22 protein-coding genes are annotated in these 20,027 nt (G+C 63.9%); 12 read left to right on the top strand and 10 right to left on the bottom strand.

From position 1 onward, the window contains the following. The first annotated feature begins 8 nt into the window (after nt 1-8). Nucleotides 9-980 (top strand): L-histidine N(alpha)-methyltransferase, encoded by a 972-nt coding sequence (gene egtD, locus L6639_RS32580; protein ID WP_237865702.1) that lies wholly within the window; start codon nt 9-11, stop codon nt 978-980. 13 nt (nt 981-993) lie between these two features. Here the strand turns inward: egtD and L6639_RS32575 are convergent, their stop codons facing one another. Together L6639_RS32575 and L6639_RS32570 are read right to left on the bottom strand one after the other, a co-directional pair. Beyond that, a complete protein-coding gene (locus L6639_RS32575) occupies nt 994-2,187 on the bottom strand; it encodes a low temperature requirement protein A (RefSeq protein ID WP_237865701.1) in 1,194 nt (397 codons plus the stop codon). Nucleotides 2,188-2,226: 39 nt separating this feature from the next. Then, the gene (locus L6639_RS32570) at nt 2,227-2,463 is read right to left on the bottom strand and encodes a BolA/IbaG family iron-sulfur metabolism protein (protein ID WP_057747323.1); all 237 of its coding nucleotides are present in this window, start codon (nt 2,461-2,463) and stop codon (nt 2,227-2,229) included. Nucleotides 2,464-2,673: 210 nt separating this feature from the next. Between L6639_RS32570 and L6639_RS32565 the strand changes: the two genes are divergently transcribed. Beyond that, entirely contained in the window at nt 2,674-3,033 is a 360-nt protein-coding gene (locus L6639_RS32565; protein ID WP_237865700.1) for a DUF427 domain-containing protein, read from the top strand. A gap of 122 nt (nt 3,034-3,155) precedes the next feature. On the opposite strand, the gene L6639_RS32560 is transcribed toward L6639_RS32565, so the two are convergent. Further along, nucleotides 3,156-3,329 (bottom strand): DUF1328 domain-containing protein, encoded by a 174-nt coding sequence (locus L6639_RS32560; protein ID WP_083514194.1) that lies wholly within the window; start codon nt 3,327-3,329, stop codon nt 3,156-3,158. 184 nt (nt 3,330-3,513) lie between these two features. Here L6639_RS32560 and L6639_RS32555 point away from each other — a divergent pair, with 184 nt between their 5' ends. Beyond that, a complete protein-coding gene (locus L6639_RS32555) occupies nt 3,514-4,704 on the top strand; it encodes an acyltransferase family protein (protein WP_237865699.1) in 1,191 nt (396 codons plus the stop codon). 59 nt (nt 4,705-4,763) lie between these two features. Here L6639_RS32555 and purL read toward each other — a convergent pair whose 3' ends face one another. Then, nucleotides 4,764-6,974, bottom strand: coding sequence for a phosphoribosylformylglycinamidine synthase subunit PurL (gene purL, locus L6639_RS32550; protein WP_237865698.1), 2,211 nt, complete (start codon nt 6,972-6,974; stop codon nt 4,764-4,766). Nucleotides 6,975-7,157: 183 nt separating this feature from the next. Between purL and L6639_RS32545 the strand changes: the two genes are divergently transcribed. Both L6639_RS32545 and L6639_RS32540 read left to right on the top strand, forming a co-directional pair. Further along, nucleotides 7,158-7,637 carry a PaaI family thioesterase gene (locus L6639_RS32545; RefSeq protein WP_237865697.1) on the top strand — a complete coding sequence of 160 codons (480 nt, stop codon included), beginning with the start codon at nt 7,158-7,160 and terminating at the stop codon, nt 7,635-7,637. 75 nt (nt 7,638-7,712) lie between these two features. Continuing rightward, nucleotides 7,713-8,696 carry a DMT family transporter gene (locus L6639_RS32540; RefSeq protein ID WP_237865696.1) on the top strand — a complete coding sequence of 328 codons (984 nt, stop codon included), beginning with the start codon at nt 7,713-7,715 and terminating at the stop codon, nt 8,694-8,696. Here L6639_RS32540 and purQ read toward each other — a convergent pair. The 3 genes from purQ to purC all read right to left on the bottom strand — a co-directional run bounded on the left by purQ (nt 8,668) and on the right by purC (nt 10,571). After that, nucleotides 8,668-9,369: a phosphoribosylformylglycinamidine synthase subunit PurQ gene (gene purQ / locus L6639_RS32535; protein ID WP_237865695.1), complete on the bottom strand. Its 702-nt coding sequence runs from the start codon at nt 9,367-9,369 to the stop codon at nt 8,668-8,670. The genes L6639_RS32540 and purQ overlap by 29 nt on opposite strands. Nucleotides 9,370-9,550: 181 nt before the next feature. After that, nucleotides 9,551-9,790: a phosphoribosylformylglycinamidine synthase subunit PurS gene (purS, locus tag L6639_RS32530; protein WP_015685059.1), complete on the bottom strand. Its 240-nt coding sequence runs from the start codon at nt 9,788-9,790 to the stop codon at nt 9,551-9,553. A 13-nt stretch (nt 9,791-9,803) separates the two neighbouring features. Beyond that, on the bottom strand, nt 9,804-10,571 hold the full coding sequence (gene purC / locus L6639_RS32525) for a phosphoribosylaminoimidazolesuccinocarboxamide synthase (RefSeq protein ID WP_172782948.1): 768 nt from the start codon (nt 10,569-10,571) through the stop codon (nt 9,804-9,806). 320 nt (nt 10,572-10,891) lie between these two features. On the opposite strand from purC, the gene L6639_RS32520 reads away from it, so the two are divergent. Both L6639_RS32520 and purB read left to right on the top strand, forming a co-directional pair. Further along, nucleotides 10,892-11,215, top strand: a complete 324-nt coding sequence (locus L6639_RS32520) for a DUF1476 domain-containing protein (RefSeq protein ID WP_237865694.1) — start codon at nt 10,892-10,894, stop codon at nt 11,213-11,215. 94 nt (nt 11,216-11,309) lie between these two features. After that, the gene (purB, locus tag L6639_RS32515) at nt 11,310-12,740 is read left to right on the top strand and encodes an adenylosuccinate lyase (RefSeq protein WP_237865693.1); all 1,431 of its coding nucleotides are present in this window, start codon (nt 11,310-11,312) and stop codon (nt 12,738-12,740) included. Between the two features lie 51 nt (nt 12,741-12,791). On the opposite strand, the gene cynS is transcribed toward purB, so the two are convergent. Both cynS and L6639_RS32505 read right to left on the bottom strand, forming a co-directional pair. Continuing rightward, nucleotides 12,792-13,274 carry a cyanase gene (gene cynS, locus L6639_RS32510; protein WP_237865692.1) on the bottom strand — a complete coding sequence of 161 codons (483 nt, stop codon included), beginning with the start codon at nt 13,272-13,274 and terminating at the stop codon, nt 12,792-12,794. Nucleotides 13,275-13,347: 73 nt separating this feature from the next. Then, nucleotides 13,348-14,892, bottom strand: coding sequence for a bifunctional AfsR/SARP family transcriptional regulator/alpha/beta hydrolase (locus L6639_RS32505; RefSeq protein WP_237865691.1), 1,545 nt, complete (start codon nt 14,890-14,892; stop codon nt 13,348-13,350). A 136-nt stretch (nt 14,893-15,028) separates the two neighbouring features. Here L6639_RS32505 and mddA point away from each other — a divergent pair, with 136 nt between their 5' ends. From mddA to L6639_RS32485, 4 genes are read left to right on the top strand one after another with little or no spacing between them, the layout of a single operon-like run. After that, entirely contained in the window at nt 15,029-15,796 is a 768-nt protein-coding gene (mddA, locus tag L6639_RS32500; protein ID WP_237865690.1) for a methanethiol S-methyltransferase, read from the top strand. Then, the gene (locus L6639_RS32495) at nt 15,793-16,431 is read left to right on the top strand and encodes a helix-turn-helix transcriptional regulator (protein WP_237865689.1); all 639 of its coding nucleotides are present in this window, start codon (nt 15,793-15,795) and stop codon (nt 16,429-16,431) included. Before mddA ends, L6639_RS32495 begins: the two co-directional genes overlap by 4 nt. Continuing rightward, complete coding sequence (locus L6639_RS32490) at nt 16,428-17,417, top strand: NADPH:quinone oxidoreductase family protein (protein ID WP_237865688.1); 990 nt, start codon at nt 16,428-16,430, stop codon at nt 17,415-17,417. The genes L6639_RS32495 and L6639_RS32490 overlap by 4 nt, the downstream gene beginning before the upstream one ends. A 33-nt stretch (nt 17,418-17,450) precedes the next feature. Then, a complete protein-coding gene (locus tag L6639_RS32485) occupies nt 17,451-18,203 on the top strand; it encodes a PaaI family thioesterase (RefSeq protein ID WP_237865687.1) in 753 nt (250 codons plus the stop codon). Nucleotides 18,204-18,205: 2 nt separating this feature from the next. Here L6639_RS32485 and L6639_RS32480 read toward each other — a convergent pair whose 3' ends face one another. Then, on the bottom strand, nt 18,206-19,099 hold the full coding sequence (locus L6639_RS32480) for a LysR family transcriptional regulator (protein WP_237865686.1): 894 nt from the start codon (nt 19,097-19,099) through the stop codon (nt 18,206-18,208). Nucleotides 19,100-19,213: 114 nt separating this feature from the next. Between L6639_RS32480 and L6639_RS32475 the strand changes: the two genes are divergently transcribed. Beyond that, on the top strand, nt 19,214-19,966 hold the full coding sequence (locus tag L6639_RS32475; protein ID WP_237865685.1) for an SDR family NAD(P)-dependent oxidoreductase: 753 nt from the start codon (nt 19,214-19,216) through the stop codon (nt 19,964-19,966). Nucleotides 19,967-20,027 lie beyond the last annotated feature (61 nt).

Here is a 20,027-nt window from a genome sequence, read left to right as displayed (position 1 = left end):
AGAATATCATGAATGTGCACGCCAGCGCTTTGGCCGAAGCCCATCTTCCCGACGAGCAGACGACCGCGTTCGCCCGCGAGGCGATCGAGCACCTCTCGCAGCAGCCGAAAAAGCTGTCGCCGAAGTATTTTTACGACGCAACAGGATCTGAGCTGTTCGAGGCGATCACGCGATTGCCGGAATATTATCCGACGCGCACCGAGCTATCGATCCTGAAGGAGCGCGGCAGCGAGATCGCAAGGATCATCCCTGAAAATGCCGCACTGGTGGAATTCGGCGCAGGCGCCACCACGAAGGTCCGCCTGCTCCTGAACCAGTCCAGATTCGCAGCCTATGTCCCGGTCGATATTTCCGGCGATTTCCTGCAAGCCCAGGCCAATGGGCTCAAGCGCGACTTCCCCTCGCTCGGCATCCATCCGGTGGCCGCCGACTTCACCACGCCGTTCGAGCTGCCCAGGGCGGTTGCATCGATGCCGAAGGTCGGCTTCTTCCCGGGCTCGACCATCGGCAATTTCGAGCCCCATGAAGCGCAGGCGTTCCTGAGGAGCGCCCGCCAGATCCTGGGCAAGGGCGCGCAGATGATCATCGGCGCCGACCTCGAGAAAGAGGAGCGCCTGCTCCACGCCGCCTATAACGATGCCGCCGGCGTCACCGCGCGGTTCAATCTCAATGTGCTGGTGCGGATCAACCGCGAGCTCGGCGGCAATTTCGACCTCTCCGCCTTCACCCATGGTGCGATCTACAATCACGATCGGCACCGCATCGAGATGCATCTGATCAGCCGCAAGAGCCAGACCGTGCGCCTGCTCGGCACCAGCTTCTCGTTCCGGCCGGGCGAGAGCATTCACACCGAAAACAGCTACAAATACAGCCTTGAGCGTTTTGCTGCCTTGGCACAGGGCGCCGGCTGGCGCGTGCGCGAGAGCTGGACGGATGCAGCGAAGATGTTCTCGGTGCACGCGCTGGAGGCGGCGGAGTAATGGCTCCGGCGCCTCAACGCTCCCTAGTCTCTTCCGGCTTCGATCCGAGCGACACCGACTCCCACACCGCGACGACGATCATGATCAGGCTCGTCGCGACCGTCAGCCAGAGCGGCGGGAGGTCTGCGGCGAACCACCACAGCGCCGCGAGCGCGATGATTCCGATTCCGTGGGAGAGCTGGAGGAAGCCGCGGATCGAGTGCTTGAACAGGATGGTTCCGACCAGGAACACCAAGGGACCGCCGATCGTGCTGACGATGGTGCGGACATCGGAATGCCCGGTTGGGTGCTTCAGCACCAACTCGTCCGAGACCGCGGTCAGGATGATGCCGGCGACGATCGGCATGTGCAGATAGGTGTAGGCGAGCCGCGCCAGCCGGCCGGATTCGGCCGCTTTCGAGATCACCTCGGAGCCGGCTTCAGCGCCCTTGTGGAAATAGACCCACCACATCGCGATGCTCCCGACGAGGCACGCGCCGAAAGCCAGAATGTTGTCCGCGCTCCAGTTCAGCTCGGCGAAGGTCGCGCCGTTGACGACGACGGCTTCGCCGAGTGCGATGATGATGAAGCCGGCGCAGCGCTCGGCCATGTGGCCGCCCTCGACGGCCCAGGCCTCGACCGACGAAAAGCCGAGCTTCGGGACCCAGAAGCGGACCGCGGGCGAGACGTATTCGATTCCGAGCGCCACGATCCAGAACCACAGCCTCTCCTCGCCATGGGCGAGACCGCCGAGGATCCAGAAGACCGCGGAGCCGCAGAGCCAGACCAGAATGCGGATCGCATTGTGCCGCACGGCGGTGCGATGGCGCGGGGTCGCGAACAGCCAGAACGCGGTGCGTCCAACCTGCATGGCCGCATAGGCGATCGCAAACCAGAGTCCGCGGCCATCGAACGCCGTCGGGATCGTCGTCGACAGCACGAGGCCGCCCAGCATCATCAGGAAGATCAGGATGCGAACCGGCGTCAGGTCGGGATTGAGCCAGTTGGTGACCCAGGCCGTGTAAACCCACACCCACCACACCGCCAGGAACAGCAGCGTAACCTCGACCGCGCCTTGGGGCGTGAAGTGGTTCAGCAGCGTGTGCGAGATTTGCGTGACGGCGAAGACGAAGACGAGGTCGAAGAACAGCTCGGCATTGGTGACGCGGCTGGGCTGGTTCGGCACGATGACGCGAAACATCGCGCCGCGCGGATTGTCCGCAGCCATCAGCGTCCCCGTCGCGCGATCAGGTCAGGTGCAATCTATTCAAGCACTTGGTACGCCGGTTTGCAGCGCCAGCGCGTGCAGCACACCGCCCATCTGGCCCTGCAGGGACCGATAGACGATCTGGTGCTGCTGGACGCGGGACTTGCCGCGGAAAGATTCCGAGATCACGGTCGCGGCATAGTGGTCGCCATCGCCGGCGAGGTCACGGATGGTCACTTCGGCATCGGGGATCGCTGCCTTGATCATCGCCTCGATATCGTGGGCGTCCATGGGCATTCGGGTCTTACTCCTTGTGTCGGCTGACAGACTTGTCGACTAACAGACTTGGCGTCGAATCGTTTGCCGGGGTCCCCGGGACCGGCAGCGCCAAACTTAGCGTGAACGGCCTTCTACGTCACGCCTTCAGGCACTATATCCCTGATCCCATCAGGATAAAGGCACGACAAAGTGCCGCGCGCGGCAGATTGATCGAAAAGGCGTGAAATCATGAAGCTTCCAGGCCCCGACCACCCCATCACCATCACCCAAAATCCCCGCCGCGTCCGCGTGACGGCGGGCGACATCGTGATCGCCGAAAGCACCAAGGCGCTGACCTTGAAAGAGGCCAGATATCCGGCGGTGCAATATCTGCCGCGAGAAGACGCCAACATGACGTTGCTGGAACGCACCGAGCGCACCACCCACTGCCCTTACAAGGGCGACGCCAGCTATTACAGCATCAAGGCCGACGGCAAGACGCTCGACAACGCGATCTGGACCTACGAGACGCCCTTCCCGGCGATGACGGAGATCTCAGGCCATCTCGCCTTCTATCCGGACAAGGTGAAGATCGAGGAAGTGGGGTAGTTGGAGGTGACGTCATTCCGGGGCGCGTCGCAGACGCGAACCACGGGTGCGCAATTGCGCATCGTGGAATCTCGAGATTCCGGGTCTGGTGCTAACGCACCATCCCGGAAGGACGGGTCGCGCTACGCCCTGAATACCGTGAGCCCGAGGATCAAGAGCACCAGGAAGATCACGACGAAGACGTAGAACAGGAAACGGGCGATGTCGGCGGAGGCGGCCGAGATGCCGGTGAAGCCGAGCACACCGGCCACGATCGAGATCAGCAGGAATATCAGGGCCCATTTCAGGATCGTCATCGCCAGCTCCGCAACATTGGCGGCCGCAGTCGGCGGCCGCTCACCGTTTCGGGAACGCTAACCGCGTTGCGCGGAACTGGTTCCTAAGGCACGATGGAAGAATGTCGCGGCGCAAACTGCGCTTGCTGAATCGGGGTCCCGGCGGCACAGGTCCGGCCGGGACGGAAACGCGACTGGGGCGGCCATGATGACGATGTCAACTTCTGCGACGATGGGCGCAGAGACGTATGCCGAGCCGAAGACCAAGACGCGCAATTTATCGCTCGATCGCGCTCGCACCTTCCTGACGCTGGTGGTGCTGCTGCACCATGCGGTTATCCCTTACACCTATTTCGGTCATACCGACCCGAAGTTCTTCTTCGGCTTCGACATGATCGTGCTCGCCACCGACAGCTTCTTCATGGCGATGTTCTTCTTCCTGTCGGGGCTGTTCGCGTGGTCTGGAATCGCTCGCAAGGGAGCGGCGAGCTATTTGGAAGACCGCATCCGTCGGCTCGGCATCCCGTTCGTGGTTTGCGCATTCACGGTCATTCCAATCGCCTATTACGCCATCTCGCTGCGGAATGATCCCGAGATCGGCTTTTCACAGTTCTGGTGGACCACGATCACGAAAGGCCCGTGGCCATCAGGGCCGATCTGGTTCCTCTGGGTCTTGTTCGCCTTCGACCTGATCGCATGCCTCCTGTACCGGCTGCGGCCCAACCTGCTCGACCCGATCAACCGCCTGTCGGTGCGCGGACGGCGCCGACCCGCGGAATTCTTCGCGGTCATGCTGGCCGTCAGCGCCGCGTTCTATGTCCCCGGGCTGATGTATTTCGGACCTAGCAGCTGGTTCGAGTTCGGACCTTTTTCGGTCCAGCACGGACGCGTGTTGCTCTACGCGACCTACTTCTTTTTCGGCGCCGGCATTGGCGTTGCGAACATGGATCGCGGACTGCTCTCGGCTGAGGGCAGAATGGCGAAAGTGAGCTGGGAGTGGCTGGTCCTGGCGATCGTTCCGTATTGCCTGTTGTGGGTGCTGATCTTCATCAAGCGGGAGATACTCGGGAATCCGTCGCCGCTGCCGAACTGGTATGAAGGAATTTACGCGCTCAACGTCACCGTCTTCAGCGTGGCCATCATGTTTCTGATCCTGGCCTTCTTCCAGCGGTTCAGGCAGTCAGGCTCAGCGATGCTGCTCGATCCGATGCAGTCCGCCGCCTTCGGCATGTTCCTGGTGCACTACCCGATCACGTTGTGGCTGCAATACTGGCTGTTCGACTACAACTTGCCTGCAGTTGCGAAGGCTTTGACTGTGTTCGTGCTGACGGTGATTTTCAGCTGGGGCGTAACAGCCGCCTTGCGGACGATTCCCGGCGCGACGCGGGTATTGTAGCCGCCTGTAGCCCGGATCGAGCGCAGCGCAATCCAGGCTAAGGGTCTGAAGATGCAGCCTTACGCCGCCTTGCCGCCCATGTACTCCGGCAGCCAGCGCTCGAACGACTTGCGCAGTGCATCGATCGTGACAGGCGCCTCTCCTGCGATCGCGATCGCATCGCCACCGGTGGTGCCGATACGCACGCAAGGCACCTCGCAGCCGCGCATCTTGGCCAGCACACGGCCGGCTTCGGTTTCCGGCACGGTGACGAGGTACCGCGCCTGGTCCTCGCCGAACCAATAGGCCTGCGAGACCAGCGAGGTCGGGGCCGCCAGCAGCTTTGCGCCAATGCCGCTCGCCATCGCCATTTCGGCAAGCGCGATCAGGAGGCCGCCGTCGGAAAGATCGTGCACCGCGGTTGCGGTGCCCGCATGGATCATGCCGCGCACGCAGTCACCGTTGCGCTTCTCGGCGGTAAGGTCGACCGGCGGCGGCGCACCTTCCTCGCGACCGCAGATGTCGCGCAGGTACACGGACTGGCCGAGCCAGCCATGGGTCTCGCCGACCAGCAGGATCGCCTCGCCCTCGGCCTTGAAGGCGAGCGAGGCCGACTTGGTGAAATCGTCGAGCAGGCCGACGCCGCCGATCGATGGCGTCGGCAGGATCGCGCGGCCGTTGGTCTCGTTGTAGAGGGAGACGTTGCCTGAGACGACCGGGAAGTCGAGCGTGCGGCAGGCTTCCGAGATGCCCTTCAGGCAGCCGACGAACTGGCCCATGATCTCGGGCCGCTCAGGATTGCCGAAGTTGAGATTGTCGGTGATCGCGAGCGGTTTGCCGCCGACCGCGGTAATGTTGCGCCAGGCTTCCGCCACCGCCTGCTTGCCGCCCTCGAACGGATCGGCCTCGCAATAGCGCGGCGTGACGTCGACAGTCAGCGCAAGGCCCTTCGGCCCGTCCTGCACGCGCACCACGGCGGCATCGCCGCCGGGGCGCTGCATGGTGTTGCCGAGAATGACGTGGTCGTACTGCTCCCAAACCCAGCGCTTGCTGCACATGTCGGGCGTGCCGATCAGCTTCTCGAGCGCCGCGCCGAGCGCCATCGGCGCCGGGACCTCGCGGGCATGCACGACCGGCAGTGCAGCTGACGGCACATGCGGGCGGTCATAGAGCGGCGCCTCGTCGCCGAGCTCCTTGATCGGCAGATCGGCCATGACGTCGCCGCCATGCTTGACGACGAAACGCTTGCTCGGCGTGGTGTAGCCGACCACGGCGAAGTCGAGGCCCCACTTTTTGAAGATGGCCTCGGCCTCCTTTTCCTTCTCAGGCTTGAGCACCATGAGCATGCGCTCCTGGCTTTCCGAGAGCATCATCTCGTAGGCGCTCATGCCCATCTCGCGGGTCGGCACCGCGTCGAGATCGAGATCGACGCCGAGATCGCCCTTGGCGCCCATCTCCACCGCCGAGCAGGTCAGGCCCGCCGCGCCCATGTCCTGGATCGCGATGACGCAGCCCTTCTCCATGATCTCTAGGCAGGCTTCGAGCAGCAGCTTTTCAGCGAAGGGATCGCCGACCTGCACGGTCGGACGCTTCTCCTCGGACTTGTCGTCGAACTCGGCCGAGGCCATCGAGGCGCCATGGATGCCGTCGCGGCCCGTCTTGGAGCCGAGATAGACGATCGGCATGTTCACGCCGGAGGCCGCCGCATAGAAGATCTTGTCGGCATCGGCGAGGCCCACCGCCATCGCGTTGACGAGGATGTTGCCGTCATAGCGGGTGTGGAAGCGCACCTGGCCGCCGACCGTCGGCACGCCGAAGGAATTTCCGTAGCCGCCGACGCCGGCAACCACGCCCGACACGAGATGCCGGGTCCTGGCGTGCTCGGGCGCGCCGAAGCTCAGCGCATTGAGGCAGGCAATCGGGCGCGCGCCCATGGTGAAGACGTCGCGCAGGATTCCGCCGACGCCGGTGGTCGCACCCTGATAGGGCTCGATGTAGCTCGGGTGGTTGTGGCTCTCCATCTTGAAGACCACGGCCTGGCCATCGCCGATGTCGATCACGCCGGCATTCTCGCCGGGGCCCTGGATCACCCAGGGCGCCTTGGTCGGCAGGCCGCGCAGATGGATGCGCGAGGATTTGTACGAGCAGTGCTCGTTCCACATCGCCGAGAAGATGCCGAGCTCGGTGAAGGTCGGCTCCCGTCCGATCAGCTTCAGGATGCGCTCGTACTCGTCGGGCTTGAGCCCGTGGGCGGCAACCAGCTCGGGGGTGATCTTGGGTTCGTTCTTCATGGATTCGGAGCTTTCGGCGGCGTTTTGCCGTTCTTAGGAAGATCGGACGGCTTCGAAAAGCCCTTTATGGCGCATTTTCCCGCTGTCCCACGTTTTGCAAGGTGGGTCGGCGGGAACGGGAATTGCAAGGCGCCGACGGATCGGATTTAAGGGCTAAAGACCCGTAATTGAAGGCCCATTTCCTTGCACGAATTGACCAAAGTCCCCTCCACCCGCCGCCCCGACCTGCATGTCGCCACCGAGGGCGAGTTCAGGGGTTGGCGGACCTGGATTCGCGACAGTTTTGAGAGCCATATCGGCCCGTTCTGGCACAAGATCGAGGACGACGGCAGCGTCCGCTGCGCCTTCCGGGTCGAGAAGAAGCATCTGAACGGCTCCGGGAACGTCCATGGCGGCTGCTTCATGGCCTTCGCCGATTATTGCCTGTTCGCGATCGCCACCCACGAGCTGGACGGCCCGGCCGTGACCACCAATTTCGCCTGCGATTTCCTCGATGCCGCCCGCGAGGGCCAGCTGGTCGAATGCACAGGCGAGGTCTCCCGCGCCGGCGGCTCGCTGATCTTCCTGCGGGGCAAGCTGGCGTCTGCCGGCCGGCCGCTGTTCACCTTCTCCGGAACGATCAAGCGGGTGAAGCGGAAGCCGGCACTACAGGCAAACGCATAGCTCGACAGCTTCCCTTTTCGCGCCCCCTCGCCCAGACTTTGTTGGAAGCGCTGCTGCGCGGGGAGCTATCGCAAGGTGCCGAAGAGCACGTCGCCGGGCCACATAGCGGCCGCAACATTGTCATCGCCGTCCAACCCCTCCACCGGCGCGCGCACCTGGCGCGATTACGCGCTGCTGTTCGCGCTCGCCTGCTGCTGGAGCTCGACCTACCCGCTGGCCAAGCTGGCGCTTCCCACGATTCCGCCCATCACCTTCATCTCGGTGCGCTCGCTGATCGCGGCCGCCTTCCTGTTTGCGATCCTGTGGGTACGCGGCGTCAGGGTCCCGACCGACCTCAAGGCCTGGAAGCTGTTTGCGACGCAGCAGTTGATCAACTCGACCTTTCCATTTCTGGTCATCACCTGGTCGCAGCAATATGTCCCGGCGTCCAACACGGTGGTGCTGGCCTCGACGACACCGATCTTCGCATTCCTGATCACCTCACTGATCACGCGGCATGAACCGGCAACGCTGCTGAAGCTCGTGGGCGCGATCCTGGGTCTTGCCGGCACCGTCGCCATCATCGGTCTCGACGCGCTGCACGGCTTCGGCAGCGACATCATTGCCGAGATTGCGATCCTGCTCGCCACCATCTCCTTTGCCTGCGCGACGATCTTCGGCCTCAGGCTGTCCGATTACGACCCGATGGTGGTGGCGGCCGGCTCGCTGCTATTCGGCGGTCTCGTGCTGCTGCCACCGTCACTGATCGTCGACCAGCCCTGGACGCTGCATCCGACAGCAACCGCAATCCTTGCCACCATCGTCATGGGCATCGTCTCCAGCGCACTCGGCTTGATGCTGTTCTACATGTGCCTCGGTCGGCTCGGCACGCTGACCACGAATGCGCAGGGGTATCTGCGCATCCCGATCGGAGTCGCGCTGTCGGTGCTGCTGCTCGGCGAGAGCGTACCGGCAAACCTGGCGCTGGGCGTGATGCTGGTGATGGCGGGCGTTGCCGCCATGACGGTGCCGGCGGAACGGCTGAAGCGGCTTACGCCGCCTGGTCGAGATGCGCGGTAAGGCCTGCAAACAGGCCGCGGCCGTCGGTGCAGCCCATGATGTCTTCGACGTGGTTTTCCGGGTGCGGCATCATGCCGAGCACGTTGCCCTTGTCGTTGACGAGACCGGCGATCGAATGTGCCGCGCCGTTGATGTTGTTGGCCTCGTCGACCACGCCATCAGCCGAGCAATAGCGATAGAGCACACGTCCCTCGCCTTCGACCCGCTTGATGGTCTCTTCATCCGCCTCGTAATTGCCCTCGCCATGGGCGACCGGCACGCGAATGACCTGGCCGGCATTGTAGCCGCGGGTAAACGGCGTGTCGGAACGCTCGACGCGCAGATGCACGTCCTTGCAGATGAACTTCAGCCGCGCATTGCGCATCAGCACGCCGGGCAAAAGACCGGACTCGCAGAGGATCTGGAAACCATTGCAGACGCCGAGCACGAGGCCGCCCTTGGCCGCATAGTCGCGCACCGCATCCATCACAGGCGCCCGCGCCGCAATCGCACCACAGCGAAGATAATCGCCGTAAGAGAAACCGCCGGGCACAACCACGAGATCAGTGCCAGCAGGCAGCGAGGTCTCGGCGTGCCACACCATCTGGGGCTCGTGGCCCGAGATGAGTTTCAACGCACGCGCCATGTCGCGCTCGCGATTGATTCCGGGGAAGACGAGGATGGCGGCTTTCATTGGAGAGGGACCTTCGAAAAATCCTGCGAAGCCTCAGGCAAGAGTTGTCTTTGCGCCGACATTTCTTGCCCGCAGGCCCGCATTTCAAGCAGGTGTTGGTCGATTGAAGATACGACCTTCTCAACGTCGCGTAGGATCATCAGAGCAAGATCAAGAAGCTCTTGCTTAGTGACCCGATCCGTCAAAGCAGTTCGACCCGATAGTTCTCGATCACGGTGTTGGCGAGCAGCTTGTCGGCGGCGTCCTTCAGCGCGGCTTCCGCCTTGGCCTTGTCGGCGCCGGCGAGCTCGATGTCGAACACCTTGCCCTGGCGGACGCTGGCGACGCCGTCGACGCCGAGCGATTTCAGCGCGCCTTCGATGGCCTTGCCTTGCGGATCGAGGATACCGGTCTTCAGGGTAACGGTCACACGTGCCTTCACGTCGATATTCCTCTTAGCTCTTCACCAGCACGGGACCCGTGCCCTGCGGACGCTCGTTCTCCATGAGGATGCCGAGGCGCTTTGCGACTTCGGTATAGGCCTCGAGCAGTCCACCGAGGTCCCTGCGGAAACGATCCTTGTCGAGCTTCTCGTTCGACTTGATGTCCCAGAGACGGCAGCTGTCCGGCGAGATCTCGTCGGCGACGATGATGCGCATCATCTCGTTCTCGAACAGCCGGCCGCATTCCATCTTGAAGTCGACGAGGCGGATGCCGATGCCGAGGAAGAGGCCGGTGAGGAAATCGTTGACGCGGATGGCGAGTGCCATGATGTCGTCGATCTCCTGGGGCGTCGCCCAGCCGAACGCGGTGATGTGCTCTTCCGACACCATGGGGTCGTTGAGCTGGTCGTTCTTGTAGTAGAATTCGATGATCGAACGGGGCAGCTGGGTCCCCTCCTCGATGCCGAGGCGCTGCGACAGCGAGCCGGCGGCAACGTTCCGCACCACCACTTCGAGCGGCACGATCTCGACCTCGCGAATCAACTGCTCGCGCATGTTGAGCCGACGGATGAAGTGGGTCGGCACCCCGATGTCGTTGAGGTGCTGAAACAGGTACTCCGAGATCCGGTTATTGAGGACACCCTTGCCCTCGATCACCTGATGCTTTTTGGCATTGAACGCGGTAGCGTCGTCCTTGAAGTGCTGGATCAGGGTACCGGGCTCCGGACCTTCGTAAAGAACCTTTGCCTTGCCTTCATAAATGCGACGCCGACGGCTCATTGGGATGTACCGTGTTTTGTTGAAATCCATGTATTTGGTGTGCTCCGGTTACCAGGTTACGACCCACAGCGGAGCTGCCGTGAACGGCCCGGAACCCGTCTATAACTCTCGGAAACAGAACGGGAACCAAGCCTTCAGGCAACCTATCCGATTGGCTGTCCCAGCACAATCGATCCGGCCCATCCGACGCTGACTTATACCGCCTTGCCTGCGGCTTTACGGCTCGTTGTTTCGCCGATCATGCCCTTTATCTAGGCATGCAGAGGGGCCCTCGCAACGAGGAGGGCCCACGTCCATAGCCCTGAGGAATCGGAAGACGCATGAGCGAATTCAACAAGCGCGAAGAAGGCTTTGAGAAGAAGTTTGCCCTCGACGAGGAGCAGAAGTTCAGGGCGGAGGCCCGCCGTAACCGTCTGCTGGGGCTGTGGGCGGCCGAAAAGCTCGGAATCACGGGCGAAGCCGCCACCGCCTATGCCAGGGAGGTGGTCGCAGCCGATTTCGAGGAGGCCGGCGATGGCGACGTCCTGCGCAAGGTCATGGCCGATTTCGCCGCCAGGAACGTGGCCGTCACCGAGCCGACGATTCGGGCCAAGATGAGCGAGCTGATTGCGGTCGCGGCGGCCGAGGTGAAGGGCGGCAAGTAATCCCAACAGCGCGCGGCGGATGGGCCATGGAAGGCCCGTGAGCCGCCCGCCTCCCGGGCTTGCAGCCAGCCCCCGGCAATGCCAAATGGGCGGCATGTCTCAGGATCACATCTCCAACGTCCTCGCCCAACGTTACGCCTCGCCTGCCATGCGCGCCATCTGGAGCGGCGAAGGCAAGGTCCGCCTCGAACGCGACTACTGGATCGCCGTGCTGAAAGGCCAGCGCGATCTCGGTATCCCGGTGCCCGATGGCGTGATCGAGGCTTACGAGCGCGTCAAGGACCGGGTTGACCTCGACTCCATCATGCGGCGCGAGCGCATCACCCGCCACGACGTCAAGGCGAGAATCGAGGAGTTCTGTGACCTCGCCGGTCACGAGCACCTGCACAAGGGCATGACCAGCCGCGACCTCACCGAGAACGTGGAGCAGTTGCAGGTCTATCGCGGCCTCCAGCTGATCGAGACCAAGAGCATCGCCGCGCTCATTCGCTTTGCCAAGCACGCCAAGCAATTGCGCGACATGCCGTTCACGGCGCGCACGCACAATGTGGCCGCGCAGGTCACGACGCTCGGCAAGCGCATCGCCATGTTCGGGGAGGAGATGCTGGTGTCGCACCAGAGCCTCGTCAGCGTGCTCGACAGCTATCCCGCGCGCGGCCTGAAGGGCGCGGTCGGCACGCGGCTCGACCAGATCACCCTGTTCAACGGCGATGCCGGCAAGGCACGCGCGCTCGAACAGCGCATTCTCGTCCATCTCGGCCTGCCCAAGAGCTTCGATGCGGTCGGCCAGGTCTATCCGCGCAGCCTCGACTTCCGCGCCGTCAGCGTGCTCACCGAGCTCGCCAGCGGTCCCGGCAATTTCGCCAAGACGCTGCGGCTGATGGCGGGCCACGAACTCGCCAGCGAAGGCTTTGCCAAGGGCCAGGTCGGCTCGTCCGCGATGCCGCACAAGATGAACAGCCGCTCCTGCGAGCGCATCAACGGCCTGCATGTGGTGTTGAAGGGTTATCTCGCGATGGCCGCTGGCCTTGCCGGCGATCAGTGGAACGAGGGCGACGTCTCCTGCTCCGTCGTGCGCCGCGTCATGCTGCCCGACGCCTTCCTCGCCATGGATGGCCTGCTCGAGACCCTGCTCTCGGTTCTCGACCAGATGGAAATATTTGACGCCGTCGTCGCGACCGAGCTCAACCGCTATCTGCCCTTCCTGCTCACCACCACGGTGATGATGGAGGCGGTGAAGAAGGGTGCGGGCCGCGAAGGCGCGCATGAAGCGATCAAGGAGCATGCGGTCGCCGCCATCAGAGACCTGCGCACCGGCAAGATCGTGCAGAACGATCTGCTCAAGCGCCTCGCCGCCGACCAGCGCCTCGGCCTCAGCGAAGCCGAGCTGAGCCAAGTGCTCGAGCACGGCCGCGCCAATTCCGGCGACGCCGGCGCCCAGGTCGATTATTTCGCCGAGCAGGTCGACGCGCTGGCCAGGGCGAAGCCCGAGGCGGCCAAATACACGCCGGGCGCGATCCTGTAAGCGAATAGCGACGTGCGAGTAGCGAACGGTTCGCTACTCGCCATTCGCCTCTTAGCCCTCCTTGAAGCCGTATTCCGGCACGTTGCCGCTAGCGCCGTAATATTTGTACGGCAGGAATTTGCCTGACATCGTGATCTTGACGCGATCGCCCTTCGGGTTGGGCAAACGCTCCATCACCATGTCGAAATCGATCGCCGACATGATGCCGTCGCCATATTCCTCCTCGATCAGCGCCTTCCAGGCCGGACCGTTGACCATCACCAGTTCGTAGAAGCGATAGATCAGGGGGTCGGTCGGCGGCATCGGCATGCCGCGCATCGGCGTCTCATTCAGCATCGCGGTCTCGGCTTTCGACAAGCCGAACAGCTCGGCGGCGTTGGCGGCCTGCGGCTTCGTCAGCTTCATCTGGCCGAGGATCGCGCCTGTTATCAGCACCTCGGAATAGCCGCCGATTTTTTCGCAGATGTGTTTCCAGCTCCAGCCCTTCTCGCGCTTGATGTCGAGCAGCTTTTCGGTGAGGTCTTCGCGTTTCATGCAGGTCTCCGTTGGTCAGGCATGTGATGGGCCTGCCGCTTTCGGAGGCACGAAACGTGCCAATAAATGAGGCTTATGGCTGCAAAGTTTCCGTAAACCGCCTGACCGCCTCCAGCACCGGCCGGTGATCGCCGGCAAAGAACCAGTGATCGTGACCGTCGAGCTCGACGAACTGCGCACCGGGAATCCGGCTCGCCACGTCACGGCCTGCCGCGATGCGCACGGCCTTGTCGCCCTGCCGGTGCAGCACCAGCGTCGGCACGGTGATTTGCGGCAGCAGGTGCCGCACGTCCGCATCCCGAAACGCTTCCAGCACCGCCGAGATGCCGCCGGGACTAGACGCCGCGCGCAATAGCCCCGCCCACCAGGCGCGCGCCTGCGGATCACCTGCAAGGCTCGGCGCAAAGGCTTCGATCCCGACCGGTCCGCCCCATTGCGCGACGAGTTGCCTGCGCCAGGCATCGTACTGGCTGGCGCGCAGCGCGTGCGGATAGTCCTCCGCCCAGCACCCCTTGGCCAGCGCGCCGAACAGAATAAGCCCGGCGACGCGGCTGGGCTGATCGACAGCAAACTTGACGCAGGCTGGACCGCATTCAGAGGCGCCGAACAGCACGACGCGGCGCGACTCCGCCGCGCGCAGCACGGTGCCGATATCCTCTGCCGTGACGTCGATGCCGGGGGCCGCTCCGACCCGATCTGACAATCCGATGCCGCGACGATCAAACACGATGAGGCGCCCAAGCTTCATCAATGACGCCAGGAACGTCCGGCTTGCAGGATGCTCCCAGACGCGCTCCACATGCGAGACGAAGCCGGGCATGACGAGGATGTCGAGCGCGCCACTGCCGTAAGTCTGATACGCCAGATGCACGCCCGAGCCCTTGACGTAGCGCGTCGTCGGCACCGCCTGCGCTGTAGCAGCAGGGCTCATCAGCGCTTCGGTCTCGGCTTCCGGCACGACGCCGAGCTCATCACGCAGCCGCTGCGTCAGCGCCGCATGGTGCCGTTCCGCCGCGCTGCGATCGCCTGACAGCAGCAGGCTGCGGATCAGATGCCGGCCATAGACTTCGCTGAGCGGATCGAGCTGGACGAGACGCCCCGCATACGCGGTCGCGGCGAAATGGTCGCCGGCCGCATTCTTGTCCTGCACCAGACGCTCGAGTGCATGCACAAGCCGTCCCCGTAGCGCCTCGCGACGAAAGAACGCCCAATCGTCAAACTCGGGAGAGTCCTCCGGCGAGAAGCCAGCGAGGAAGTCGCCGCGATAGATCTGGCAGGCCTCTTCAAACGCAGCACGGTCGCAGGCGGTCTCGAACTGATGCGAGTCAACCGTGAGCGCGACCGCCGGGGACCAACGCATGCTGGTACGGTCGGTCTCGAAAACCGGCTCGCCGAGCGCGAGCTCGATGCGATGAAGCAGCCGCCGCAAGCGCGCCAGCCCGGTCTCGCGGTCGGCCTCGGGCCACAGCCACGTGGCCATGACGTCCCGGCTGACGGCGCCCTTGGCCTCCGCAAGGTAGACCAGCAGCGCAAGCCCCTTGCGCAGGGCCAGCTTGATCGGGCGGCCATCGGCATGGACCTCGGGGAACCCGAACGTCCCAAGCGAGAAAGCCGTCATGGAATCCTTCCTCCGCTCGGGGGACGCACAGGGGACGGTCGAGCGGTAGCCATCGAACCAGATCGAGCCCCTTCGCCAGCGGGCGATCTAGGCTCCTGCATGCGGCACCGCCGTGTCTGGCACAATAGGAAAAAACATGGTCTCGCGCCTTCTGATCCTGCTCTACGCGCTCGTGAGTTACGCCCTGTTCACGGTCTCATTTCTCTATGCGCTCGGTTTCGTCGGCAATTATGTCGTGCCCAATTCAATCGACAAGTCGATCGATGTCGGCAGCACGGCGACCTTGAACGAAGCCATCATCCTCAACCTGTTGCTGATGGGTCTGTTTGCCGTCCAGCACAGCGTCATGGCACGCCCGGCGTTCAAACGATGGTCGGCCCAATTCCTTGCCCCGGCCTGCCAGCGCAGCACCTATGTGCTGCTGTCGAGCCTGATCCTCATTCTGTTGTTCTGGCAGTGGCGTCCGATCCCGACTGTGATCTGGCGGACTGACGGACCTGCGGCTTTCCTGCTGACATCAGTGCATTGGCTCGGCTGGCTGATCGCATTCGCATCCACTCACATGATCGATCATTTCGATCTGTTCGGCGTGCGCCAGGCGTTCGTCGCGTGGCGTGGAGCCAAGATACCAGGTCAATCGTTCCGAACGCCCCTGCTCTACAAGATCGTACGGCATCCGATCATGCTCGGCTTCCTGCTCGCATTCTGGGCCACGCCCGTGATGACTCTTGGCCATCTCCTGTTCGCGCTCGCAAACACCGCCTACATCCTGGTCGCGCTTCAGTTCGAGGAGCGGGATCTGATCGCCGAGTTCGGCGCGACTTACCAGGACTATCGCCGCCGCGTTCCCATGCTGCTGCCGCGCCTGTTCGCGCGCCGCCAGACGAAAGGAGCGCCGCGATGAACGCGATGTTTCCGATCCCTAACATGTCTGCAGAGGCCGCCACATTCGCCGATACGCTCGACGGGCTCGACGTCGGTGTCTATCTCCTCGACGTGGACGGGCGGCTCATTCACACCAATACGGCCGGCCAAGCTCTCCTCGACGCGCGTGACATCCTGCACGAGGCGCGCGGACAGCTCGCGGCCTGCGATCCCGTCGTCAACCACGCGCTGCGGCACGCCTTCACGTCCGCCCTCGACGCCGGCGGCGTAGCCGTGCCGATGACGGGGAGCGATGGGCAGCGCTATGTCGCACATGCCCTGCCGTTGGCCTCCGGCGCGCGGCGACGTGCGGGCGCAGCCTACGCCGCCGTCGCGGCCCTGTTCGTTCGCAAGGTCGCGCTGATGGTCCCGCCCCGATCCGAGGTGATCGGCAAGGCCTTCAGGCTGACGCCGACCGAATTGCGCGTGCTGCTCGCGATCGTCGAGCTCGGCGGCGTTCCGGAAGTGGCCGCGGCATTCGGCGTTGCCAACACGACGATCCGGACGCACGTCAATCGCCTGTTTGAAAAGACCGGCGCAGCGCGGCAGGCCGATTTCGTCAAGCTCGTCGCGGGATATGCGACGCCGCTCCGCGACATGGGAGATGTGCGATGAGGGCCGTGCTGTGCAGCTCCTTCACCGGTCCGCAGGATTTGCGGCTCGGTGAGATCGCCGAGCCGAAGCCGACGGGCGACGAGATCCTGATCGACGTCCATGCGGCCTCCGTCAGCTTCATGGACCAGTTGCTGGTCTCGGGCCTCTACCAGATGCGGCCACCCTTGCCCTTCGTGCCCGGCACGGAAGCCTCAGGTGTTGTCGTCGCTGTCGGCGACAAGGTCACGCGATTCGCGCCCGGCGATCGCGTGGCCTGCAGCAGCTGGACCGGCGGCTACGCCGAACGGATGGTCGCCAAGGAATCGAAGGCCGTGCATCTGCCTGACGGCGTTGCCTTTGACGCGGCAGCAACCGTGCTGCATGTCTACGGCACCGCCCATTATGCGCTGGTCGAGCGCGCGCGGGCGCAACGCGGCGAGACCGTGTTGATCACGGGCGCCGCCGGCGGTGTCGGTCTCGCCGCAGTCGATCTCAGCCGTCATCTGGGCCTGAACGTCATCGCCGGCGTCGGCTCTGACGACAAGGCCACGCTGGTGCGCCGCTACGGCGCCAGCGAGGTGGTCAACTATCGTAGCGAGGATCTGCGTGAGCGGATCAAGTCCATCACATCGGGCCAAGGCACCGATCAGGGCATCGATATCGGATTCGACAACGTCGGCGGTGCGATCCTCGAGCAGATGGCCCGGCTGATGAACTGGGGCGGCCGTCTCATGCCGATCGGCTTCACCAGCGGCACGATACCCTCGATCCCGATGAACCTGCCGCTCCTCAAGAACTACGCCATCCTCGGCGTCTTCGTCGGCGCCTGGGCCGAAAAGTTTTCCGTTGAGGCCGCGCGCATGAACGACACGCTGATGCAATGGCTGGCCGAGGGACACATCCGCCCGCATATCGACCGCGTCCTCCCTTTGGAGGACGCCAGCGAAGCCATGCGCGCGGTAGCGAACCGCACGGTTCAGGGAAGAATTGTGCTCAGGATCCGATAGAGTGCGCGCGGAACTTCAAGACAGGAAGAAAACTTGACCGAGATCGTCATCGACAAGCGCTTCTGCGGCCCGCCGAACTCCGGCAACGGCGGTTATGTTTGCGGCCGGCTGGCCCAGCACATTCCCGGGGCTGCCGAGGTGACGCTGCGCGCGCCGCCTCCCCTGGATACGCCCCTCGGTGCGATCGCGACCGATGACCGTACATGGGAGCTTCGCGACGGCATCAAGGTTGTCGCGACCGGTCGCGCGGTGAGCGTCGAGCTTCCGCGGCTGGAAACAGCCAGATTCGACGAAGCCTGCGCCGCCGAATTGCTGACGCCCGTCAAACCGCACGAGCATCCGCTACCGACCTGCTTCGTCTGCGGCCCCGCGAGGGCCAAGGGAGACGGCCTGCGCATCTTCGCCGGACCGCTCGGACTTCGTGCGCAGCCTCCCGTTCTCGCGGCGAGCTGGATTCCCGATCAGAACTTGACCGCCGACGACGGCCTCGTCGCCTCAGAATTTCTCTGGTCGGCGCTCGATTGTCCCACCGGCTTCGCCTGCAATTGCGATCCGCAAAGCAACGCCGTCGACAAGACGCCGCTCCTGCTGGGACGAATGTCAGCGCGCATCGAATCCCGCCCGCGTGCCGGCGACCGCTGCATCATCACCGCCTGGCCGACCGGCCGCGACGGCCGCAAGCGCATGGCGGAGGCCGCGCTGCATGATGAGGCCGGGAGGTTGCTGGCGGTGGCCCGCACCACATGGATTGCCGTCGAACGCGACGTGCAGCTCGGACGCGGGTGACGCTACACCAACGTCTTGGAAAATCCCGCCGCGAGATGATCGATCAGCGCGCGAACGGCGCGAGGCAGGCCGCGTCGAGTGGTGAACACGAGATGCACCATGCCGCGATGACCGCGCCATTCCGACACCACATGAACGAGCCTGCCTTGCTCCAGCGCGTCCCGGCAGAGATGATCGGGCAGTAGCGCGACACCGAGGCCCGCAACCGCTGCATCGCGCACCGCGCCAAAGTCGCCGCAGCCCATGCGCGGTTCGTGCTTGTGAATGCGGGCCTGCCCATCGTCGGTCTGCAGATGCCATTCGACCAACGTGTCGTCATCTGACGTTGCCAGTGTCGGAAGCACGGCCAGATCATCCAGCGTGCGCAACCGGCTCGCCAGCTGGGGGCTCGCGACAAGGATGCGCCTGGACGTGCCGAGCGACCGCATCGTGAGCGCTGCATCGCCCGTGAGCTCGGACCGCACGCGCAAGGCCACATCGATCCGCTCCTCGATCAGGTCGATAGGCCGGTCGATGGCGACGAGTTGCAGACGCACCTTGGGATAGCGGATCAGGAAGCTCGAGATCAGCGCGGAGATCTCCGCAACCATGCCGGTCGGGCAGCTGAAACGAACGCGGCCGTGAGGTTCGGCCTGCGCCTGCGTCACCAGCGCCTCGGCCTGCTCGGCTTCAGCAAGGATCGCGCGGCAGCGCTCGTAAAAGGCTTGCCCCACCTCGGTCACGCGGAAACGCCGGCTCGATCGCTCGATCAGGCGCAAGCCCAGGCGCTCCTCCAGCCCGGCAATCCGCCGGCTGAGCTTTGACTTGGGCTCCCGCAAGGCCCGCCCCGCAGCCGCGAACCCGCCATGGCCCACCACCTCGGCAAAATAGGCGAAGTCGTTCAAATCGGCCTTCATCGTTCTTCTCATGGAACGCTAAGTACCATATCAGGCGACTACTCGCATCATCGTTCTGAATACATCTACGTCGGGCAACGGCACTTTCGCCGCAGCTTCCAACGGAGACGGACGATGACGGATAGGTTCAACAACAAGGTCGTGGTGGTAACCGGCGGCACCAGCGGTATCGGCCTCGCCACCGCCAAGGCCTTCGCAGCCGAGGGTGCCTCGGTGTTCATCACCGGCCGTCGCAAGGATGCGCTCGAGGCGGCGATGAAATCGATCGGCGGTCGAGTCACCGGCGTGCAGGGCGACATGGCCAATCTCGCCGACATCGACCGGCTCTACGACGCCGTTCAGAAGAAGCACCAGCAGATCGACGTGATCTTCGCCAATGCCGGCGGCGGCGAGTTCGCGCCGCTCGGCGCGATTACCGAGGAGCACTACCAGCGCACGTTCGACACCAACGTGAAGGGCGTACTGTTCACGGTGCAGAAGGCGCTGCCCCTGCTCCGCGACGGCGCGTCCATCGTGTTGAACGCGTCGACCACCAGCGTCTCCGGCACGCCGGCCTTCAGCGTCTATTCCGCGACAAAGGCCGCCGTGCGCAACTTCGCACGCAACTGGATCCTCGATCTGAAGGACCGGCACATCCGCGTCAACGCAGTCAGCCCCGGCGTCACCGAGACGCACGGACTGAATCATCTGTTCGGCGGCGGTGAGCAAGCGGAGGGCACCAAGACCCAACTCGCCGCGCTCATCCCGGCCGGTCGGGTCGGCCAGCCCGAGGAGATCGCCAAGGCCGTGCTGTTCCTCGCCTCCGATGATGCAAGCTTCGTCAACGGCATCGAGCTCTTCGTCGATGGCGGTCTCGTTCAGATCTGACGCAGTTCGTTGGGTGGGCACGCTATCGCTTTGCCCACCCTACAAGACCAATGCAGTTTGG

The organism is Bradyrhizobium zhengyangense (assembly GCF_022012555.1).
Lineage (GTDB): Bacteria > Pseudomonadota > Alphaproteobacteria > Rhizobiales > Xanthobacteraceae > Bradyrhizobium > Bradyrhizobium zhengyangense.
The sequence above is the reverse complement of the archived record's forward strand: the minus strand, read 5'-3'. Positions and strand labels throughout refer to the sequence as shown.